The sequence below is a fragment of the Burkholderia sp. AcTa6-5 genome (assembly GCF_017815075.1).
Lineage (GTDB): Bacteria > Pseudomonadota > Gammaproteobacteria > Burkholderiales > Burkholderiaceae > Burkholderia > Burkholderia sola.
Genome location: NZ_JAGIQE010000004.1, coordinates 1 through 19833 on the forward strand (window position 1 = coordinate 1; position 19833 = coordinate 19833).

General features: G+C 64.8%; 17 protein-coding genes. 8 read left to right on the forward strand and 9 right to left on the reverse strand.

What is annotated here, in order from left to right:
* Window positions 1-196: 196 nt before the first annotated feature.
* Window positions 197-1414, forward strand: a complete 1218-nt coding sequence (locus J8I33_RS06955) for a patatin-like phospholipase family protein (RefSeq protein ID WP_050013490.1) — start codon at window positions 197-199, stop codon at window positions 1412-1414.
* A gap of 60 nt (window positions 1415-1474) precedes the next feature.
* Window positions 1475-1939, forward strand: a complete 465-nt coding sequence (locus J8I33_RS06960; protein WP_209934083.1) for a hypothetical protein — start codon at window positions 1475-1477, stop codon at window positions 1937-1939.
* A gap of 48 nt (window positions 1940-1987) precedes the next feature.
* Here J8I33_RS06960 and J8I33_RS06965 read toward each other — a convergent pair whose 3' ends face one another.
* On the reverse strand, window positions 1988-2872 hold the full coding sequence (locus J8I33_RS06965; protein WP_050013488.1) for a LysR family transcriptional regulator: 885 nt from the start codon (window positions 2870-2872) through the stop codon (window positions 1988-1990).
* Between the two features lie 121 nt (window positions 2873-2993).
* Between J8I33_RS06965 and argC the strand changes: the two genes are divergently transcribed.
* Window positions 2994-3935 carry an N-acetyl-gamma-glutamyl-phosphate reductase gene (argC, locus tag J8I33_RS06970; RefSeq protein WP_124681582.1) on the forward strand — a complete coding sequence of 314 codons (942 nt, stop codon included), beginning with the start codon at window positions 2994-2996 and terminating at the stop codon, window positions 3933-3935.
* Window positions 3936-4001: 66 nt separating this feature from the next.
* On the opposite strand, the gene J8I33_RS06975 is transcribed toward argC, so the two are convergent.
* A complete protein-coding gene (locus tag J8I33_RS06975) occupies window positions 4002-4925 on the reverse strand; it encodes a LysR substrate-binding domain-containing protein (protein WP_209934089.1) in 924 nt (307 codons plus the stop codon).
* Window positions 4926-5040: 115 nt separating this feature from the next.
* Between J8I33_RS06975 and J8I33_RS06980 the strand changes: the two genes are divergently transcribed.
* A complete protein-coding gene (locus tag J8I33_RS06980; protein WP_050013485.1) occupies window positions 5041-6126 on the forward strand; it encodes a tartrate dehydrogenase in 1086 nt (361 codons plus the stop codon).
* Window positions 6127-6598: 472 nt separating this feature from the next.
* Here the strand turns inward: J8I33_RS06980 and J8I33_RS06985 are convergent, their stop codons facing one another.
* The 4 genes from J8I33_RS06985 to J8I33_RS07000 all read right to left on the reverse strand — a co-directional run bounded on the left by J8I33_RS06985 (window position 6599) and on the right by J8I33_RS07000 (window position 10542).
* Window positions 6599-7078, reverse strand: a complete 480-nt coding sequence (locus J8I33_RS06985; RefSeq protein ID WP_209934095.1) for a nuclear transport factor 2 family protein — start codon at window positions 7076-7078, stop codon at window positions 6599-6601.
* A 64-nt stretch (window positions 7079-7142) separates the two neighbouring features.
* Window positions 7143-7748 carry a TetR/AcrR family transcriptional regulator gene (locus J8I33_RS06990; protein ID WP_124556606.1) on the reverse strand — a complete coding sequence of 202 codons (606 nt, stop codon included), beginning with the start codon at window positions 7746-7748 and terminating at the stop codon, window positions 7143-7145.
* A gap of 552 nt (window positions 7749-8300) precedes the next feature.
* Window positions 8301-9329 carry an L-threonine 3-dehydrogenase gene (gene tdh, locus J8I33_RS06995; RefSeq protein ID WP_006480187.1) on the reverse strand — a complete coding sequence of 343 codons (1029 nt, stop codon included), beginning with the start codon at window positions 9327-9329 and terminating at the stop codon, window positions 8301-8303.
* A 13-nt stretch (window positions 9330-9342) separates the two neighbouring features.
* Window positions 9343-10542, reverse strand: a complete 1200-nt coding sequence (locus tag J8I33_RS07000; protein ID WP_050013482.1) for a glycine C-acetyltransferase — start codon at window positions 10540-10542, stop codon at window positions 9343-9345.
* Window positions 10543-10700: 158 nt separating this feature from the next.
* On the opposite strand from J8I33_RS07000, the gene J8I33_RS07005 reads away from it, so the two are divergent.
* The 3 genes from J8I33_RS07005 (at window position 10701) to J8I33_RS07015 (ending at window position 12966) form a co-directional block, all read left to right on the forward strand.
* Window positions 10701-11312, forward strand: a complete 612-nt coding sequence (locus J8I33_RS07005) for an XRE family transcriptional regulator (RefSeq protein ID WP_209934100.1) — start codon at window positions 10701-10703, stop codon at window positions 11310-11312.
* A 153-nt stretch (window positions 11313-11465) separates the two neighbouring features.
* Complete coding sequence (locus J8I33_RS07010) at window positions 11466-11843, forward strand: DUF2471 family protein (protein WP_050013480.1); 378 nt, start codon at window positions 11466-11468, stop codon at window positions 11841-11843.
* Window positions 11844-11946: 103 nt separating this feature from the next.
* Entirely contained in the window at window positions 11947-12966 is a 1020-nt protein-coding gene (locus tag J8I33_RS07015; RefSeq protein ID WP_089489935.1) for a tyrosine-type recombinase/integrase, read from the forward strand.
* 135 nt (window positions 12967-13101) lie between these two features.
* On the opposite strand, the gene J8I33_RS07020 is transcribed toward J8I33_RS07015, so the two are convergent.
* Window positions 13102-14283: a DNA-binding protein gene (locus J8I33_RS07020; RefSeq protein WP_209934640.1), complete on the reverse strand. Its 1182-nt coding sequence runs from the start codon at window positions 14281-14283 to the stop codon at window positions 13102-13104.
* Between the two features lie 1822 nt (window positions 14284-16105).
* Between J8I33_RS07020 and J8I33_RS07025 the strand changes: the two genes are divergently transcribed.
* Window positions 16106-17473: a replication initiation protein gene (locus J8I33_RS07025; RefSeq protein WP_006480193.1), complete on the forward strand. Its 1368-nt coding sequence runs from the start codon at window positions 16106-16108 to the stop codon at window positions 17471-17473.
* Between the two features lie 92 nt (window positions 17474-17565).
* Here J8I33_RS07025 and J8I33_RS07030 read toward each other — a convergent pair whose 3' ends face one another.
* Window positions 17566-18627: a ParB/RepB/Spo0J family partition protein gene (locus tag J8I33_RS07030; RefSeq protein WP_209924954.1), complete on the reverse strand. Its 1062-nt coding sequence runs from the start codon at window positions 18625-18627 to the stop codon at window positions 17566-17568.
* Window positions 18628-18650: 23 nt separating this feature from the next.
* The gene (gene parA / locus J8I33_RS07035; protein ID WP_006480195.1) at window positions 18651-19313 is read right to left on the reverse strand and encodes a ParA family partition ATPase; all 663 of its coding nucleotides are present in this window, start codon (window positions 19311-19313) and stop codon (window positions 18651-18653) included.
* Window positions 19314-19833: the final 520 nt, after the last annotated feature.

Consider the following 19833-nt stretch of genomic DNA (forward strand, 5'->3'; position numbering starts at 1 on the left):
TCCTGTCGGCGTTCCCGAGCGCCGCGCTCACCGGCCAGTCGTTCGTCGTCAGCCACGGCTGGTTCATGCAGTAACGCCGGCGTTTCCCCGACGGTAGGCGACTTCCGCGCCACCGCCCTTCTCGAGATGGCGTGCCGTCGATCGACGTCACGCCATCCATCACCGCCGTCCACGGCGGGATTTCTCGGAGCAACTGATGAAACCGCACGCGCGTACAGAAAAGCAGGCCGTCGATGCGGCGGACCTGCGCCACGAAGCCGGCGCGCCGGCCGCTGCGCGGTCGCTGCCGTACGAAACGATCGCGCTCGTCCTGCAGGGCGGCGGCGCGCTCGGCGCGTATCAGGCCGGCGTATTCGAAGGGCTGCATGAAGCAGGCATTCCGCTCGACTGGATCGCGGGCATCTCGATCGGCGCGCTCAACACCGCGCTGATCGCCGGCAATGCGCCCGAGCATCGCGTCGAGCGCCTGCGCGAATTCTGGGAAACGATCTGCCAGCCGGCGTTCTTCCCGACGATTCCGGCCGCGTTCGAATTCGCGCTGTTCAACAGCATCGATCAGATCCGCACGTTCTTCACCGCGTCGCAGGCCGCCAGCGCGATGATGCAGGGCCAGCAGGGCTTTTTCGTGCCGCGCTTTCCGCCGCCGCTGCCGGGCGTGTCCGACCATCCGGAAAAAATCAGCTGGTACGACACGTCGGCGCTCCGCACGACGCTGCTGAAACTGTGCGATTTCGACCGGATCAATTCGGGCGAGACGCGCGTGTCGGTCGGCGCGGTCAACGTCGGTACCGGCAACTTCGTGTACTTCGACAATTCGCGCATCCGTCTCGAGCCCGAGCATTTCATGGCGTCCGGTGCGTTGCCGCCCGCGTTCCCGCCCGTCGAGATCGACGGCGAGTACTACTGGGACGGCGGCGTCGTGTCGAACACGCCGCTGATGGAAGTGCTGCGCGCCCGCCCGCGCAGCGACACGCTCGCGTTCCAGGTCGATCTGTGGAGCGCGCGCGGGCCGCTGCCGCGCACGATGGCCGACGTCGCCGAGCGCACGAAGGACGTACAGTATTCGAGCCGCACGCGTTTCGTCACCGACACGCTGCAGCGCGAACAGCGCTACCGCAACGTGTTGCGCCACGTGCTCGAACAGGTGCCGGAAGAACAGCGCAAGAACGATCCGTGGTGCATCGAGGCCGAAGCGATGTCGAGCGGCAAGAAGTACAACATCCAGCACCTGATCTATCAGCAGAAAGCGTACGAGCATCACTACAAGGACTATCAGTTCGGTCTGTCGACGATGCGCGACCACTGGTCCGCGGGTCTCGACGACATCCGCAAGACGCTCGCGGTGAAGGACGGCCTCGCGCTGCCCGTCAACGACGCGGGCTTCGTCACGCACGACATTCACCGCCGCCGGTAATGCCGTGTGCCACGGGCCGGCGCGCCGCCTGCGCCGGCCCGTCCTCCTTTCCGATTCGACATGCCGATTTTCATTGCGCTGCTCGCGCTCATCGCCCTGGGCTGGGGCGCCGTTCACCTGTTTCACGTCATCGCCGCGCAGTTCGGCCCGCCGGTCGCGATCGCGGCCGCCGTGCTGGCCGCCGCGCTCCTGATCACGCTGATCGCGTGGTGGCTGAAGCGCCGTCGCGACATCGCACCGAACACGAAGGAAGAAGGCTGGACGCATATCGTGCATCGCGCGTGGGGCGAGTTGCGCGTGTCCGCGACGCAAGGGCTGCTGTGGCTGTCGCATGACGGCGCGGACGGCCGCTATACGCTGTCGCAGCTCGACGGCTGCGAGGCCGCGCCGATCGACGGCCGCTGGCATCTCGTCGTGCGCGTGCGCGACGCCGTGCGCGGCGAATGGAAGCTGCCGATGATGGACAAGCGCGATGCGCAGCGCTGGGCGCGCGTGCTCACGCTCGCGAAGGACAACCGGCTCTGAACGCGCGTTGGGCCGCACGGCTCGCGCGCGTCAGCCGCACGACGGACGCTATCGCGCGCGGAGCGCCCGCAGCGCATCGAGCACGTGCTGCGTCGCCCGTTCGACCGGGCCGGCTCGATGCGCAATCCCCAATTCACGCCACAACGCCGGGCGTAGCGGCCGCATCACGATGCGCGCATCCGGCAGCGGCGCGCCCGCCTCATGCGGCAGCAGCGTCGCGCCGTATCCTGCGGCGACCAGGCTCTTGATCGCGTCGTTGTAGTTGAGTTCGATCCGCGGCTCGGGCCGGTGGCCGCCGAGCGCGAACCATTCGGTCGTGAGCCGCGACAGGCGCGTCGTCGCATCGTTGAGAATCAGCGGCCGCTCGGCCAGATACGCGGACGTCACACGCGCCGGAAGCGGCCAGTCCGCGGGCAGGAAGGCCATCACCGGATCGCGACGCCACGGGTGGATCGACAGCCCCGCGACCGGCGCTTGCGGCAGCGCGACCAGCCCGACATCGAGCGTGCCTTGCGCAAGGCGCGCCAGCGTGTCCTGCGACGTGAGCACCGCGATCTGCACGTCGATATCCGGATGCTGCGCGCGCAATCCGGCCACCGCCTGCGGCAACAGGTGCGCGATCGCGCCGGTCGATGCGCCGAGGCGGACGCGCCCGGTCAACCCCTGCACCTGTCGCTGCACGTCGTCCAGCGTGGATTCGACTTCCGCCAGCAGACGCCGCGCCCGCTCCACCAGCACTTCGCCGATCACCGAAGGACGCACGTTGCCGCGCGTGCGGGACAGCAGCGGCGCGCCGATGCGGCTTTCCAGCTCGGCGACATGCAGGCTGACGGTCGGCGGCGCGAGATGAAGCCATTGCGCCGCCGCCACGAAGGATCCGTGGTCAGCGATCGCGACCAGCGTACGCAGGCGGTCCAGACTGATCTCGCGCATCACACACCTCTCGTTCAGAAAAGCTGAATCAGACGGTCAGCAAATTCAACTTTTCCTATTCTAGGCGTTCGGTGGACGATACGGTTTCCCCCGACGACCGAACGCGACGCACACGACCATCATGAGCTTCCCCACTGTCTTCATCGACGGCGACCAGGGCACGACCGGGTTGCAGATTCACGCGCGTCTGCGCGAGCGCACCGACCTGCGGCTGCTCACGCTTCCCGCCGCCGAACGCAAGGACGCGGCCCGCCGCGCCGACGCACTCAACGCGTGCGATATCGCGATCCTGTGCCTGCCCGATGCGGCCGCACGCGAAGCGGTCGGCTTCATCCGGAACCCGGCGGTACGCGTAATCGACGCGAGTTCGGCCCATCGCACGCAGCCCGACTGGGTCTACGGCTTTCCCGAGATGGCCGACGGACAAGCGCAACACATCGCGCAGGCGAAGCGCGTGACCAATCCGGGCTGCTACCCGACGGGCGCGATCGGCCTGCTGCGCCCGCTGCTGCAGGCCGGGCTGCTGCCGCGCGACTACCCGGTGAGCATCCACGCGGTGTCCGGTTACTCGGGCGGCGGAAGGGCCGCCGTCGACGCGTTCGAATCGGACGACGCCGCCGCACACGCGTTGCCGCTGCAGGTCTACGGCCTCGCGCTCGAGCACAAGCACGTGCCCGAGATCCGGCAGCATGCGGGGCTCGCGCACCGTCCGTTCTTCGTGCCGGCCTACGGTGCCTATCGGCAAGGCATCGTGCTCACCATCCCGATCGAGCTGCGCCTGCTGCCGGCCGAGGTGACCGGTGAGCGGCTGCATGCGTGTCTTGCGCACCATTACGCGGACGCGCGTCACGTCGACGTGATGCCGCTCGCGGACACACGCGCGGCCACGCATCTCGATCCGCAAACGCTGAACGGCACCAACGACCTGCGGCTCGGCGTGTTCGTCAACGCAGACGGCGGCCAGGTGCTGCTGTCCGCCGTGTTCGACAATCTCGGCAAAGGGGCATCCGGCGCCGCCGTGCAGAATCTCGACTTGATGCTCGGTGCGCGACACGCGGCGTGACGCGCCCGCAGGCATCGTCGACGGTGCCTGCGCATGCCCCCCGTAAAAGCTCACCTTTAGCCGGTTTCAGGCCGTATCGTCACCCGCGGCGGCATTCAGGCCGGCCAGCGTCTCCACCAGAAAATCCACGCATACGCGCACCTTCGCCGACGCCGCGACGCGCTCCGGATACACGGCCCAGATGTTCGCGGGCTGGACCGCGTCCGGCAGCACGCGGCACAACGCACCGCGCTCGATCAGCGGCCCGGCTTCCCAGATCGAGCGCAGCACGATCCCGCGCCCGGCCAGCGCCCATTGCACGGCCACCTCGCCGTGGTTCGTCGACAGCGCGCCGCCGACCTTCACCGTCGCCGTTTCGCCGCGCACGGTCAGCCGCCATACGCCGAACGGATGATCGCGCTCCTTGATCGCGAGACAGTCGTGCGACGCCAGATCCGCGAGCGAGCGCGGCGTCCCGCGGCGGGCGAGATAGTCGGGCGATGCGCACAGCACGCGATGGTTCGCGGCAAGGCGGCGCGCGATCAGGTGATCGGCGATGTCGTCGCCGATGCGCACGTCGAGGTCGTAGCCTTCGCCGGCCACATCGACGAGCCGGTCGAACAGATCGAGCCGCACGTTCAGTTGCGGATAGCGCGCGCTGAAGTCGAGCAACGCCGGCGCGACGACGTGCCGGCCGAAGCCGAAGCTGCTCGACATGCGCAGCGTGCCGCGCGGCACCGTGCGCGTGGTCGACACGTCCTCGACGAGATGATCGACGTCGTCCAGGATCTTTTCGGCGCGCGCGAACACGCGTTCGCCGGCTTCGGTGACCGTCATGCGGCGCGTCGAGCGATGCAGCAGGCGCGTGCCGAGCTGCGCCTCGAGCATCGCGACGCGCTTGCTGACATACGCGGGCGACACCGCGAGCTGCTCGGCGGCCACGCTGAAGCTCGCGAGGCGGACCACCAGGCTGAACACGCGCAGGTCGTCGAGGTTCGGCGATTTATTCACGATTCGTGGAAAGTCGATTAACTTTTGAGCGATTTTAATCCAGATGGAAATAAATAGAATGACGTGACGGGCCGTTGCCTTCCCGGCAGCCGGCCAACCAGACAAGGAGATTTGCATGACCGACAGGACTTACAGGATTGCCGTGATCCCCGGCGACGGCATCGGCCGCGAAGTGATGCCCGAGGGCCTGCGCGCGCTCGCCGCCGTGACCGCGCGCTTCGGCATCCGCTTCGACTTCGTCGAGATCGACTGGGCGAGCTGCGACTACTACGCGCAGCACGGCACGATGATGCCGGACGACTGGAAAGCGCAGCTGTCGGACATGGACGCGATCCTGTTCGGCGCGGTCGGCTGGCCGGCGACGGTGCCCGATCACATTTCGCTGTGGGGCTCGCTGCTGAAATTCCGCCGCGAATTCGACCAGTACATCAACCTGCGGCCCGCGCGCCTGTTCGACGGCGTGCCGTCGCCGCTCGCCGGCCGCCGCCCGGGCGACATCGATTTCATGATCGTGCGCGAGAACACCGAGGGTGAATATTCGTCGGTCGGCGGCACGATGTTCGAAGGCACCGAGCGCGAAGTCGTGATGCAGCAGTCGATCTTCACGCGGCACGGCACGGAGCGCGTGCTGAAATTCGCGTTCGAGCTCGCGCAGCGGCGCGCGAAGCGCGTCACCGTCGCGACCAAAAGCAACGGCATCGCGATCAGCATGCCGTGGTGGGATGCGCGCGCGGCCGAGATGGCCGAACGCTATCCGGAAATCGCGGTCGACAAGCAGCACATCGACATCCTGTGCGCGCGCTTCGTGCTGCAGCCGGACCGCTTCGACGTCGTCGTCGCGTCGAACCTGTTCGGCGACATCCTGTCGGATCTCGGGCCGGCCTGTACGGGCACGATCGGCATCGCGCCGTCGGCGAACCTGAACCCCGATCGCACGTTCCCGTCGCTGTTCGAACCGGTGCACGGTTCGGCGCCCGACATCGCGGGGCAATACATCGCGAATCCGGTCGCGATGATCTGGTCGGCGGCGATGATGCTCGATTTCCTCGGCAACGGCACGGGCCGCGAACGCGACGCGCACGATGCGATCGTCGCCGCGATCGAGGACGTGCTGCGCACGGGGCCGCGTACGCGCGATCTCGGCGGCAACGCGGGCACGCAGGAAGTGGGCGAGGCGATCGCCGCGCGGATCGCGGGCTGAGGGTCGAGGGTCGTGCCCGGCGCGCGCGCCGGGCGGCGCTTCGTGAATCGGTCTGCGGCGAGCGACGCACGATGCGGTCGCGCACGTGTGCGGACTCCGCCGATGCGTCGGCGTGAAGTCGAGCGGTGAGCAACAACGCATCGCAACGCGCACTGCTTGCGCGGTTTTTCATCGCAAGCCGAAAGATGATCCGATCGATGAGTTGCACGTGTCGCTCGCGCACACCGATCGTCAATGCACGATCGCTTCGACACGATCGGTGAAATGCATCGCACGGTGACGCACACCGCTGCACGTCGACGTATGCACCGCTTTACTCGTGCGATGTCGCGTCGACCTGTTCAACGCACACAGTTCGACGCGACATTTCACCTCGTCCCGAAAAATCTCACCTTCAGCGGAAGGCTCCCGAATTTCCTCACCATTGAACCTCCGCTGATGCGTTCGCCGCTCCTTCGAACGGGCGCGAGCATCACAGCCCGAGGTCGGACAGCCCCGGATGATCGTCCGGACGACGGCCGAGCGGCCAGTGATAAAGACGGTCCGCCTCGCGAATCGGCAGATCGTTGATGCTCGCGTGACGATGCGCCATCAGGCCGTTTTCGTCGAACTCCCAATTCTCGTTGCCGTACGAACGGAACCAGTTGCCGGCATCGTCATGCCACTCGTACGCAAAGCGCACCGCGATGCGATTGCCGTCGAACGCCCACAGCTCCTTGATCAGCCGGTAGTCGAGTTCGCGCGCCCACTTCCGCTGCAGCAGCGCGACGATCTCGTCGCGGCCCGTCACGAATTCCGCGCGGTTGCGCCAGCGGCTTTGCGGCGTATAGGCGAGCGACACGCGTTGCGGATCGCGCGTGTTCCACCCGTCCTCGGCGGCGCGCACTTTCTGGCGCGCCGTTTCAAGCGTGAAGGGCGGAACGGGCGGACGAACTTCGGTGGAAGCGGACATGGATTGCTCCTGTTCAGGGTTCTGGCTGCGAACGCACGCAGCCGGTTCGGATTCGCTGCGTCGGCTACCGCGATACGGTATCGAGCAGCAGTTCAGCCGTCGCGCGCGCATCGCGCGCGGCGTTTGCATCGCCACTGACGAGCGCCACGCCGATCGCGCCGTCGATCAGCACGAGCCACTGACGTGCGAGGCGTGCGAGCCCGCGGCGCGCGACGCCGGTTTCGTCGGCGTAGGCGTCGAAGCGCTCGCGCACGAATGCCAGCAGGCGTGCCTTGTGCATGCGGGCGACGACGCGCACCGGATCGTCGGCGTCGGATATCTCGCCCGACGCATTCAGGAACGCGCAGCCGTGAAAGTCGGGCTGCCCGAACCAGTCGCGCAGCACGTCGAACATGCCGAGCAGTTGCGCGCGCGGCGCGTGGCCGCGCGCCAGCGTGGCGTCGACGAACCAGCGCATCCAGCGCGCGTCGCGACGTTCGAGCGCGGCGACGACCAGCGCCTCTTTCGATTCGAAATGCGAATAAAAGCTCTTTCGCGCCGCGCCGGATCGCTTGACGATCGCATCGACGCCGGTCGCATGGATGCCGCCCGAATAGATCAGCGCTTCGGCCGCGTCGAGCAGCCGGTCGCGAACGCCCGGTTCGCCGGAGGAGTCGAGAGGTGTGTTCATCGGTTTACGGTAGAACGATCGTTCTCCGTCGTCAATACCCGGATGAAAAAAGCCCTGCCGGTGGGAGGGCTGAATCTCGCGCGAAGCGCCGGCTCGTCGCGCTGAGCCTTCAGCGCGATCCGCGCGGATTCGAGGGTGAACGGATCAAGTGGGGGTCGCGCACCGGTCGAGGCCGATCGCGCTTCGTCTCAGTGAGTCGCAGCGCTGCATGCGGCTCACGGTTGATGTTCCGGGTCGGTACGATGCCGCCTAAGGTTGCGGGCGAACGCTCGCGCGCCAAACGAAGCGGGGAAGTGCATGGAAGAGGAAAAACGAGCACCGAATAGCGTGACGGCGAGAAGCGAAGCGGCTGCCGATAGGTGAAGCGAATCTGCCATTGCACGTCACCTATGCGGGATCGTGCGACGATTCGGCGCGCGAACACCGCTCCCGAATAACCTCACCTCAAGCGTTGAATCACGCGTTTCGATGCACGACGGTGCGTGCGTGTGCAAACGAAAACGGGGCAGCCGGCCAACGTGCCGCGCCGCCCCGGCTCTGTCGCCCCCCGACTCAGACGGTCCAGTCGAGAATCACCTTGCCGCTTTCGCCGGACAGCATCGCGGCGAAGCCTTGCTCGTAATCGTCGGCCGCGAAGCGATGCGTGATGATCGGCGACAGGTCGAGGCCGCTCTGCAGCATCGCGACCATCTTGTACCAGGTCTCGAACATCTCGCGGCCGTAGATGCCCTTGATCTCGAGCCCCTTGAAGATCACCTGGTTCCAGTCGATCGCCGTCTGCGCGGGCGGGATGCCGAGCAGCGCAACCTTGCCGCCGTGGTTCATCGCCTCGAGCAGGCTCGTGAACGCGCTCGGCACGCCGGACATCTCGAGACCGACGTCGAAGCCTTCGGTCATGTGCAGGTCGGCCATCACGTCGCGCAGCGACTCGCGTGCGACGTTGACCGCGCGCGTCGCGCCCATCTTGCGCGCGAGCTCCAGCCGATAGTCGTTGATGTCGGTAATGACGACGTTGCGCGCGCCGACGTGCTTCGCGATCGCGACGGCCATGATGCCGATCGGGCCCGCGCCGGTGATCAGCACGTCTTCGCCGACGAGGTTGAACGACAGCGCCGTATGCGTCGCGTTGCCGAACGGATCGAAGATCGACGCGAGATCGTCGGAGATCTCCGGCGGAATCTTGAACGCGTTGAACGCCGGAATCGCCAGGTATTCGGCGAACGCGCCTTCGCGGTTCACGCCGACGCCCACCGTGTTGCGGCACAGATGCCGGCGCCCGGCGCGACAGTTGCGGCAGAAACCGCAGGTGATGTGCCCTTCGCCGGACACGCGATCGCCGATCGCGAAGCCGCGCACTTCCTGCCCCATCTCGACGATCTCGCCGACGTATTCGTGGCCGACGTGCATCGGCACCGGAATCGTCTTCTGCGCCCAGTCGTCCCACTTCCAGATATGGATGTCGGTGCCGCAGATCGCCGTGCGGCGGATCTTGATCAGCACGTCGTTGTGGCCGACTTCGGGGCGCTTCACGCGCGTGAGCGTGAGGCCGGGGCCGCGTTCGAGCTTTGCCAGTGCTTTCATGGTCGCGCCTCCGTCAGATGATGCCAAGCGACTTGCCGACACGCACGAACGCGGCGACCGTCTGGTCGATCTGTTCGGGCGTATGCGCGGCGCTCATCTGCGTGCGGATGCGCGCCCGGCCGCGCGGCACCACGGGGAACGAGAAGCCGATCACGTAGACGCCTTCGCCGAGCAGCTTGTCGGCCATGTTCGTCGCGAGCTGCGCGTCGCCGAGCATCACCGGAATGATCGGATGCGCGCCGGGCACGAGCGTGAAGCCGGCTTCGGTCATCTGCTTGCGGAACTGCGCGCCGTTCTCGCGCACGCGCTCGCGCAGCTTCGCGCCTTCGTCGCTGCCGAGCAGTTCGAGCACCTTCAGCGATGCCGCGGCGATGCTCGGCGTGAGCGTGTTCGAGAACAGATACGGACGCGAGCGCTGGCGCAGCAGCTCGATCACCTCGCGCCGCGCGGCGACATAGCCGCCCGACGCGCCGCCGAGCGCCTTGCCGAGCGTGCCGGTGATGATGTCCACGCGGCCTTCGACGCCACAGTGCTCGGGCGTGCCGCGACCGTGCGTGCCGATGAAGCCGACCGCATGCGAATCGTCGACCATCACGAGCGCGCCGTAGCGATCGGCGAGATCGCAGATGCCTTTCAGATCGGCGATGATGCCGTCCATCGAGAACACGCCGTCGGTCGCGATCAGCTTGTGGCGCGCACCCGCGGCATCGGCTTCCTTGAGCTTCGCCTCGAGGTCGGACAGATCGTTGTTCTTGTAGCGAAAGCGCTTCGCCTTGCACAGGCGAATGCCGTCGATGATGCTCGCGTGATTCAGCTCGTCGCTGATCACCGCGTCGTTCTCGTCGAGCAGCGTCTCGAACAGCCCGCCGTTCGCGTCGAAGCAGCTCGAATAGAGGATGCTGTCCTCGGTGCCGAGAAACGCGGCCAGCGCGCTTTCCAGTTGCTTGTGGACGGTTTGCGTGCCGCAGATGAAGCGCACCGACGCCATGCCGAAGCCGTCCTGGTCGAGGCCGGCCTTGGCCGCGTCGATCAGGCGCGGATCGTTCGCCAGACCCAGATAGTTGTTCGCGCAGAAATTGAGCACGCCGGCGCCGCCGGCGAGCCGCACGGCTGCCGCCTGGGGACTCGCGATCTCGCGCTCGGTCTTGTAAAAACCGTCCGCGCGGATCTGGTCGAGCGTCCCGCGCACCTGGGCGAGAAAGGCATCACGCATCGCAAAGCTCCTGACAGGGTTTCGCATTCCGCGGCGCACGGCTCGTGGCGGCGCAACGGCTTGCTACTGTTATAGTCGGTCGTTCGGTTGACCGCATTTATCCTATATTCCGAACTAGAATTCGAAATATCGAACAACTCTAAGCGAACGGAATCCAAATGGCAAGTTCCTCCGGATCGCGGCGCACGCCCGCCGACGCCGCCCCGCAACCACCGGCCGCGACTCCGCCGCGCGTCGGCGAGCAGATCCAGCGGCTGCGCAACGAGCGCAAGCTGACGCTCGACGACCTGTCGCGCGCAGCCGGCGTATCGAAATCGATGCTCTCCGAGATCGAACGCGACAAGGCCAACCCGACGATCGCCGTCGCATGGCGGCTGACGAACGCGCTCGGCATCACGCTCGACGAACTGTTCTCGCAGCCGAAGGCGCCCGAGACGATCCGCGTGGACGGCCCGCACGACATTCCGACGCTCGCCGGCCACGACGGCCGGTACCAGTTGCGCGTATGGGGCCCGATCGACCTCGCCGGCAAGTTCGAGTGGTACGAGTTGACGCTGCCGGGCGGCGGCGCACTGGTATCGAACGCGCACGAACCCGGCACGCGCGAGCACCTCACCGTGCTGCAGGGCGCGATGGAAGTCGAGGCCGCCGCGGCCAGCCGCCGGCTGAAGACGGGCGACACCGCGCGCTACCCGGCCGACGAGCCGCATGCGATCCGCAATCCCGGCAAGGCCGAAGCGCGGGCATTGCTGATCGTGATCCATCGCTGACGGCGCGGATAGCCAGGGCCTGTTCACGCTAAAAGGTCAGTCGCAGGCCAGTTGCGGAAAATACTGTATGTTTGTACAGTATACGGACATTCCGCCATGCATGGGCCGGAGCCGGCGCACCGAGGCGCCCGTCCCGGTCGACAGGAGCCTGCAATGACAGAAGAACAAGATTTGGCCGCGCTCAGCTTCAAGGCTGCCGCGCATGACCTCGAATTGATCGTTCGCCATATCGCGGCGCGCTACATCCGTCAGCGCGTGCCGCTGACGTGGCGCCTGCTGCATGCGATCGAAGCCGAAGCGCTCGCCGATCTCGGCTTTGCCAGCCGACACGACGCGGGCATGCGTCAACTGTTCGAACGGCCGTCGGACATGACGTTTCCCGAAACGGACGATCCGATCGACTTCGGGCGCTCGAATGCGCTGCCGGCGGTCTTTTCGTTTGCCGTGCTCGCGTACGAAGCCGCGGCAAACGCGCACGATACCGCGCGTCCCGCGCGCCCGCACCGCCAGTCCAAGGCGTGGGGCGACTGACGGCCCGGCCCCGGCCGTCGCGCATGGCGGCCGGTTCACCCGCTTGCTGCCCGATACGTTGCGGAAAAGGGCTACTATGTACGCAACTAACGGAATTAATGCCATGTCCCTTCCCGCCTCTCCCGACACCGCCGCCTCGCCGGAAGAAAAGGATCTGTTCGACCGCGATGCGTCCGACTGGGTCGCCTCGCCCGAAGCCGCGTTCGACGCGTGGCTGGCGATGCAGGACTATCGCCGCTCGTCGGCCGACGTCTATCGCGCGCAATGGGGTGCGTTTCTCACGTGGATGCGCGCCCATCAAAAGAACCTGGCGACGGTCGATACGCCGACCATTGCGAATTTCGTCGGCGAACTGCCGATCAAGAAAACCCAGCGAATGCGCTATCTCCGGCTGATCGAGCGGGTGCTCGATCATGTCCGCCGCACCGAGTACGCATCGACCAATCCGGCCCGCTTCATTGCTCAGGATGGCGAAGCGAACTGGCGCAAGGCACGCGACAACGAACCGACCGGTTTCCTCACGCCGGCGGAACGGGCGACGTTGCTCGCGTATCTGTTTTCGCCGATCGGCGTCTCGGGTTCCGCGTACTGGAAGGAACGCCGCGACCGTGCGCTCGTCGCCGCGTTTCTTGGCGCCGGCATCAAAACCGGCGAAGCGCGCGCACTTACGATTAGTTGCATCAATACGAGCGGCACGTCGCTGCGGATCGCGTCGACGCATCCGGATTACTCGCGCGACACCCATCTGGCCTCGTTTGCGATCGCGTTACTCGAAGCGTGGCTCACCGAACGCAAACGCCAGGAGATTCCAGGAGAACTCGTCTTCCCCGCATCGCATGCCGGGCGGCCGATGCACAAGGCGACGATGCTGCGCGCGATCGACGCGATCGTCGAATCGGCCGGGCTCACATCGTCACGCACGGCGCGCGCCAGCCCGCAAACCCTGCGCAATAGCTACGCGGCCGAACTGTTCGAGCACGACGTGCCGCCGGAGCGCGTCGGCAAATGGCTGGGCTTCATGCGGCCGATCTCGTCGAATCGCCTGCATCGCGCCTGGAAAAACTGGCGTGACGGGCTGGCCGACAGCAACGGTGACGCGTCCGACCGCGACGAAACTCACTGATCGGGAAAAGGCTGCTCACGGAAACGATCCGTGAGCAGCCTTGTGTGGCGCAGCCTCACCGTTTCACAGCTCCCGAAAAACCTCACCTCAAGCTTCCCGGATCTTCTCACCTGTGAGGCGCTGCCGGCTTCCACGTCAGGTCTGCGCAAAACGCGCGACGGCTTCGAAGCGGGACGGCCATGCGCCGGACGCGTGCTCGCACTCGGGGCACGCGACTTCAAACCCCTCGTTGCCATGTGACAGTTCCGGTTCGCCGTCGCAATGCGGGCACCGGGTCGGCGCCGGAATCTCGTGATCCAGCGAGGTGCCGATCGCGGCATACGCGTTGGCATCGAGCCGTCCCGCCTCGGCCAGGCGCCGGATCAGCGCGGCGATTTCCGGATTCATTCCGCGGTTCGCGCGCAATGAATTCACGTCGCGCGTGGCGCGCTCCAGTTCGTCGCTCTGGGTACGCAACTGTTCTTCGAGCCGGTCGGCGCGCGCCTTGGCCGAGCTCAACTGCTGCAGGAAATCGAATTCCTTGCGCTGGACGTCGCGCAACCCGCTCTGGTACGTCGACGCCATGCTGCGCAACGAATCCAGTTCGACCAGCATCGGCTTGACGCGGCGTTCGGCTTCGGCCACCGCATCCTTGATTTGCTGCGCGTAATGCTCGGTGCGCTGCTGCAATTCGGCCTGCAGCGCATCGATGCGGTCGCGTAGCGCGGCGTTCTGCGCTTGCTCGGCATCGATCCGGCCGGCAGCCGCGGCCAATTCCTTTTCCAGTCGAGCGACTGTGGTGAGCAACGTGGCTTCGCTTGCCGAACCGTGGGTGGTCTGGGACGCGAGCTGCACCTCGAGTTCGGTCACCCGCGCCTGTAATTGCTCGTTTCTCGCTTCCCCGCGCGCGAGCGCGCCTTCGAGCGTCTCCTGACGGATAGTTGCGTCGCGCAACCGCTGTTCCGCGTCGGCCATGCCGGCGCGGACCTGCTCGCGGTCTCCATCGAGGCTGTCGCGTGCGGTTTTCAATGCCTCTTCATAGAGTGCGCCGAGCAACGCGCCGGCTTTTTCCTCGACAGCTTTCGGGATCGCCGCGCCGTCGAGCCGGATCTTGGAAGCAGAACGGATGCGCTCCCAGAAATGATCGATGTCTTTCGGGATGTCGCTGGCGCTGCCGGTCTGGGTGAGATCGCGGACGTTGGCGGCCGACGGCCGGATGCCGAGATCGAAGAACAAGCGCTTGCATGCATGCAGCGACAATTCCTGACGCCGTGCACCGCTTGCGCGCAGCGATTCCAGTTCTTCCCGAATGACTTGACGCATTTCGTCCAGGGTCATGGCCATGCTCACAGACAATGAAATGTGGCAATCATAACGAAATACGTATTTATCGATACTTGTTTCGAGGGTCCGTTGTGAATTTACGTCGTTTTGCACAGAAATCGGCTCGGCGAGTCCATCCTGCTGACGGTGACCTGGAATTCCGTGAAACAAAGCGAAGAAAGTCAGCCAAGTCCTTGTACTGCAAGCGATTTCCCGTGAACCCCGAATTTGGGCATTTGTTTCACATGACGATGGCTCGGGTTGCCTGTGGGTGTTCAGGGGTTGGGGTGTCTGTGGAAAACTCCCCAGGGGATGGTTTGAGAGTATTAGAAGTAAACACCCTTGAACCCTTAGTTAAAAACGTTAACGCCACGGCACAGCCTTATGGCGCAAGGCTTTCCGGCCGACAAGGTGAAGTTTTACGGGAGCCAAGGTGATCTTCTGCGGGAGCTGACGTGATGGGGTTCAGGGAGCTGCGTGAGCCGTTGCAGGAAGGGTCGTGAGCGGATTCGGGATCACAGTAAAACACGCGTTTTCCCACAGGTGAGGGTTTTCGGGGCCGCACAGCCACAGAACCCGCGCCATGCCTGGCTGCACAGTTTTCTGCCTGTGCAGACATAGGTGAGAACTTGCAGGACGTGCTTCGCGCCCTGATTCTGCCCATCTTTTGGGCAGATTTGGCGAAAGGTGAGGTTTCACGGGACTCCACGGGAATTTGCTGTGAGGATTTCCGGGAAGCAAACGCCATTTTGCACAGCAAAAGTGCTTTTCGGCGCCTGTGATGCCCCAAAGGTGAGGTTTTTCGGGAGCGAAATCCGGGTTTTCCTGCTCCGATCCCCTAAAGGTGAGCTTTTTCGGGGCATCGATCACAGGCTGCGATCTCGCTCACAGGTGAGGCTTTCCGGGAGCCGTATTTGCTGAAAAAATGGTCAAAGGTGAGGCTTTTCGGGACTCGTGACCGGCCTAATTCGCCGAAAAGCCCGTCAGGACTGGCGGAAATCTCGTTTTTGCTGTGCCACCTTTTGGCACAGGTGAGACTTTTCAGGGGCCGAGATTCGGTTGTCGTATGAAGGATTCCCGTCGAAAGGTGAGGCTTTTCGGGGGATCCCGGCGATGCACAGCCAAATGCCTTCTGTGCATAAGTATCGGAAGGGATTGAGATTTTTGATACCGCGCCGGTTACGGTGAGATTTTTCGGGAGTCATTTCCGGACCCGCTGCGGTGCCGCATTTCTTCTGTAAGGTGAGCGTTTGCGGGAGTCATTGGTAGCGAGTCCCGCGTGCGTCGGACCTTCGTCGGCATCCGGACGAATCCACATGCTGTGCCACAGGTGAGTATTTTCGGGACTGGACACGATTCGCGCACTGTACAATGCGCGCCCGGGCTGGCGAAGCAGCCGCCGATCGGGCTGCGCGTACCGGTTTCGATGGCGGTTTTCCACGTGTCGAAGCCGAACCGATGTTCCGGCGGACCACGCCTGTACATGCATACAGGCCGATGGGCGGCGGTCCGGGACGAACGGTGAGGTGCAATCGCGACCCTGTGTCGAACTCACGGTTGCGCAGTCGCAAAATTACGACAAATCGAAAGGTGAGCCGATACGGGAGCCAATTTCGCACGTGTCCTGCACAGGTGAAATTCTGTGAATCGGCGCATGCCGCGGCACGTCTGGACGAGTCCGGAACGCCGTCCGGGCGGACCGGTGAGCGTTTTCGGGAGCGGTACGGGTGAGTGCCGTTTTGCCGGCGTGCTTCACCGGCTATGGTGAGCATGTCGTTCTGGACGCACATCACCGCAGGCGCTATCCTTCCGGGAAACTTCTCCTCCGACCCGACGTATGGCCACGACGAAGCGCGCCAAGAAAACCGATGTGGATGTGGTGAGTGCCAGTTCAGCCGAATTGCGAAAGGCCGTCGAGGCGATCGCCATTCAGCCGAAGAGCGGCAAGATCACGCTCCTCACTCGCAAGCTGTTCAATGTCCTGCTGGCCGTCGCGCAGCAGGCCGACGACTCGGGCGACACGTATCGTGCGCTGCTGTCGGACATCGTCGCCAACTCCGCTTTCGATTCGAACGACACCGCGTTGGTGAAGGAACACCTGCGCCGCATGGTGTCGGTACAGGTCGAATGGAGCACGGGCACATCAAGCCAGAAGCCCGGCCGCAAGTGGGGGATCTCCACGCTGATCGCCGATGCGGAAATTCTCGAGGATCCGACTACCCGTCGCGTGTGGGTCGAATTCTCGTTCGCGCCGAAGATCAAGAAGAAGCTGCTCGACCCGGTCCAGTACGCGCGCCTCAGCCTGCAGTTCCAGAGCCAGCTGCGCAGCAGCGCCGGTCTCGCGCTGTACGAGATCTGCGTGCGCTACCTGACGAACCCGAGCCATCTGACGATGCGCGAGCCGTGGGAATGGTGGCGGCCGATCCTGTCGGGCACGCCCGACACGGAAGCCGGCGACGAAGCGAAGCGCGAGTACAAGTACTTCAAGCGCGACTACCTGCGCCCCGCGATCGCGGAAGTCAACGCGGTCACCAACATCTTCGTCGAGCTGATCGAGCACCGCGAAGGGCGTCGGGTGGCCGAGATCCAGTTCCGCGTGACCGAGCGCAAGCAGCCGATGCTCGCGCTCGACGAACACCCGAACGTGTTCGACAGCACGCTGGTCGACCGGATGGTGAAGCTCGGGATCCCGCTGAAGGAAGCGCAGACGCTCTATGCGGACAGCGAGGAAAACCGGATTCGCGCCGCGCTGCAGATGACCGAGCAGCGGATGCGCAGCACGACGCTGCCGCCGGTGCGCAGCGCGCCGGCGCTGTTCAAGGATGCGCTGAAGAAGGGGTATGCGCCGCCGGTCGAGTCGGTCGACGCACTGCCGGCCGGCACGCCGTCCGCGAAGGTCGCGGCTGCGCAGCCGGACGATCTGAAGGCGCGCTTGCTGAGCGAGTTCGCGGCGTTCCGCCGCAAGGAAGCGAAGGTGCTGTACGAAGAGCAGGGCGACGCGGAGCGCGAAGTCGCGCGCGAGTCGTTCGAGTCGGAGGCATTGCCGACGATGGGCTCGCATCTGCGCGACGACTGGCGCAAGCGCGGCCTCGATTCCAAACTGGCCGAGACGGCCTTTTTCGACTGGCTGGCCCAGAAGACCTGGGGCGAGCCGACGGACGGCGACCTGCTGTCGTTCACGCTGAACCAGTCGCGGGCCGCTTGACGCCCGCTCAGGCCCGCTGACGGGCCGCCGCCGGTCCCCAGCCCTAGTCGGGCGGGGCCGGCGTCCTCACCAGGCCCTGCCGGCCGCTTCCCTCACTCCGACAACAGCATCCGCTCGAGCTGCTCGAGGATCGCGTCGCGCTTGTCCTTCGGGAGGCCGCGCAGGCGCAGCTCGATGCGGTCTTCGCCATACGACTTCAGGTCGCCGACTGACTTGCCGCCGAGCTTGATCTCGAGACGCTGCGCATAGCGTTGACGGCCGGCCGCCTTTGGCGTCTCCTGCGCCGCGACGCGGCCCTTGACGATATCCGACACCTGACGCGTGCTGAGATCGTCCGACACGATCTTGTTGATCAGCCGCAGCGTTGCCTCGGTGCCGCGCGCATTGTGATAGCGGCCGACCTGATACGCCATGTTCGATCCGAAGCGATCGGGGCGCGCGACCATTTCCTGCATGATCGCTTCCGGCAACTTGCCGATCGACAACGCGACGGCCACCGTCGACTCGTCGAGGCCGAGGTGCTCGGAGAGTTCTTTCTGGCTCTGGAAATGCTTGTCGTCGAGGAAACGGCGCCACACGACGGCGTTGTCGAACACCGTCTGCGAATCGCGCTGAACGTTGAGGTCGTAGCCGAGCTTGTAGCTCTGGATGCCGATCGGCACGTCGATCACGATCGCCTTGACCGACTCCTTGTTCGCTTCCTTCAGCGCCCGCACGCGGCGGCCGCCATCACTGACGAAATACGTGCCCGGATTGTCGTAATCCGGAATCACGTGGATGGCCTGCTGCTGACCCTGCTTCGCGAGGTTGACCGCAAGTTCGGCAATCGACGATTTCAGATAGAAGTGCCGCGGGTTGAACGGGCTATGCTTGATCGCTTTCAGCGGCAACTCGATCACCTGCCCCGGCGCATAGCGATTCTCGAGGCGCCACGCGCGATATTGCTGCGATTCGTCGATCGACGGATCGATCGTGAATTCCGGAGCAGGCGGAGGGGCGATGTCCTTTTTCGTGGATTTGGTCGATGCCGGGGGCGGCGTGTCGGACTTGACGATGCCGTCGATCGCATTGAGCCGATCAAGCGCCGTGCGCTTCTCGCTCGTCGTGATATCCGGGCGCGCTTGGAATCCTTTGGCAAATTGGGAAGGTTTCATGTGACTCCTTTATGCGCATAAAGTCAGGGCAGCATGGCGACGATTTCGTCGGCGCATGCGCGAATTTCGGCGGCGGCCAGCTTGCCGCCGCGATCGTTCATCTGCAGCACGGTCTGACCGAGCGCCATTGCCTGCTTGTACGCTTCCCGGGTCGGAATCTGCGTCTTCAGCAGCGGGAAGCCGAGTTCCTCGAGCGCACGCTTGAGCTCGCGGGTCAGCATGCGCTTCTCTTCGGTCTTGTTCAGCAGGAACACCGCGCGGAGGTCTTCGTTCATCACCTGCGCCTGCTGAATCAGTTTGACCAGCCCGACGCTCGACCAGTAATCGGCCGGCGACGACGATGTCGGGATCACGGCAATCGATGCGGCCAGCAGGACGACGCCGGAGACTTTCTCGGTGATCGACGGCGGGCAGTCCACGACGATGATGTCGTAGTCGTTGATGAACTTCTTGATCTCGCGATGGATCTGGCCGTCGGCTTCGGCCAGGTTGACGACCGGAAACGGGATGCCGTTGTCGCTGTCGCCGGATGCGCTCGACCAGTGAACCAGCGTGTTCTGACGGTCTGCGTCGATGACGAGGACGCGCTTCCCTTTTTCATGGAACGCGGCGCCGAGATGCATGGCAATCGTGCTTTTGCCGACGCCACCTTTTTGTTGAGTGACTGCAATGATTTCCGCGGCCAATTTTCACTCCTGTTTTGGTCGTTGGAATTCTACAGGACGATATTTGAATTTCAATGAAATTGTCGTTCGACAACTACGCGTTGGCCATTCGGACTATCGGTTTATGCGCATAAACGAGATGGCGGAGATGGACGGCGAGTGTTGGCGGTGTCGTGGAGATGGCGAGGCCGATGCCGAGTGGCCGATGCGGTGCTCGATGGCTGCGTCTTCACGGGCTACGTCGCCGGGAGCTGCTCGTCGTAGAGATATGTCTCGGTACGCTCCCCTTTCGCAGGATGGGCCGCGTTGCCTGCGAGCCGCCCAGTTTGTGCGCATAAACTCGGCAGAGCTCGCGGCGATCAACTTCGTTGGGGAACCCGCCGCGCATTCGCGAGCAGGATGAGTGGGTCTGTGAGGCTGGACGTGCGTCTTCGATATGCATCGCAGAACCGATGTGCATCGAGGCAACGCCGTCTCGGCCCGCGGCGTTTATGCGCATAAACCAGACGCAAGGATGGCCCGCGGAGAAGGGCCGAAGGCA

Excerpts from the sequence above, each read along its gene's own strand:
- argC (WP_124681582.1), top strand. The coding sequence starts at position 2,994 with ATGAGCTTCCCCACTGTCTTCATCGACGGCGACCAGGGCACGACCGGG.
- J8I33_RS07010 (WP_050013480.1), top strand. The coding sequence starts at position 11,466 with ATGACAGAAGAACAAGATTTGGCCGCGCTCAGCTTCAAGGCTGCCGCG.
- J8I33_RS07025 (WP_006480193.1), top strand. The coding sequence starts at position 16,106 with ATGGCCACGACGAAGCGCGCCAAGAAAACCGATGTGGATGTGGTGAGT.
- J8I33_RS07030 (WP_209924954.1), bottom strand. The coding sequence starts at position 18,627 with ATGAAACCTTCCCAATTTGCCAAAGGATTCCAAGCGCGCCCGGATATC.
- J8I33_RS06960 (WP_209934083.1), top strand. The coding sequence starts at position 1,475 with ATGCCGATTTTCATTGCGCTGCTCGCGCTCATCGCCCTGGGCTGGGGC.
- J8I33_RS06965 (WP_050013488.1), bottom strand. The coding sequence starts at position 2,872 with ATGCGCGAGATCAGTCTGGACCGCCTGCGTACGCTGGTCGCGATCGCT.
- J8I33_RS07000 (WP_050013482.1), bottom strand. The coding sequence starts at position 10,542 with ATGCGTGATGCCTTTCTCGCCCAGGTGCGCGGGACGCTCGACCAGATC.
- J8I33_RS07005 (WP_209934100.1), top strand. The coding sequence starts at position 10,701 with ATGGCAAGTTCCTCCGGATCGCGGCGCACGCCCGCCGACGCCGCCCCG.
- J8I33_RS07015 (WP_089489935.1), top strand. The coding sequence starts at position 11,947 with ATGTCCCTTCCCGCCTCTCCCGACACCGCCGCCTCGCCGGAAGAAAAG.
- J8I33_RS07020 (WP_209934640.1), bottom strand. The coding sequence starts at position 14,283 with ATGACCCTGGACGAAATGCGTCAAGTCATTCGGGAAGAACTGGAATCG.
- J8I33_RS06955 (WP_050013490.1), top strand. The coding sequence starts at position 197 with ATGAAACCGCACGCGCGTACAGAAAAGCAGGCCGTCGATGCGGCGGAC.
- J8I33_RS06980 (WP_050013485.1), top strand. The coding sequence starts at position 5,041 with ATGACCGACAGGACTTACAGGATTGCCGTGATCCCCGGCGACGGCATC.
- J8I33_RS06985 (WP_209934095.1), bottom strand. The coding sequence starts at position 7,078 with ATGTCCGCTTCCACCGAAGTTCGTCCGCCCGTTCCGCCCTTCACGCTT.
- tdh (WP_006480187.1), bottom strand. The coding sequence starts at position 9,329 with ATGAAAGCACTGGCAAAGCTCGAACGCGGCCCCGGCCTCACGCTCACG.
- J8I33_RS06990 (WP_124556606.1), bottom strand. The coding sequence starts at position 7,748 with ATGAACACACCTCTCGACTCCTCCGGCGAACCGGGCGTTCGCGACCGG.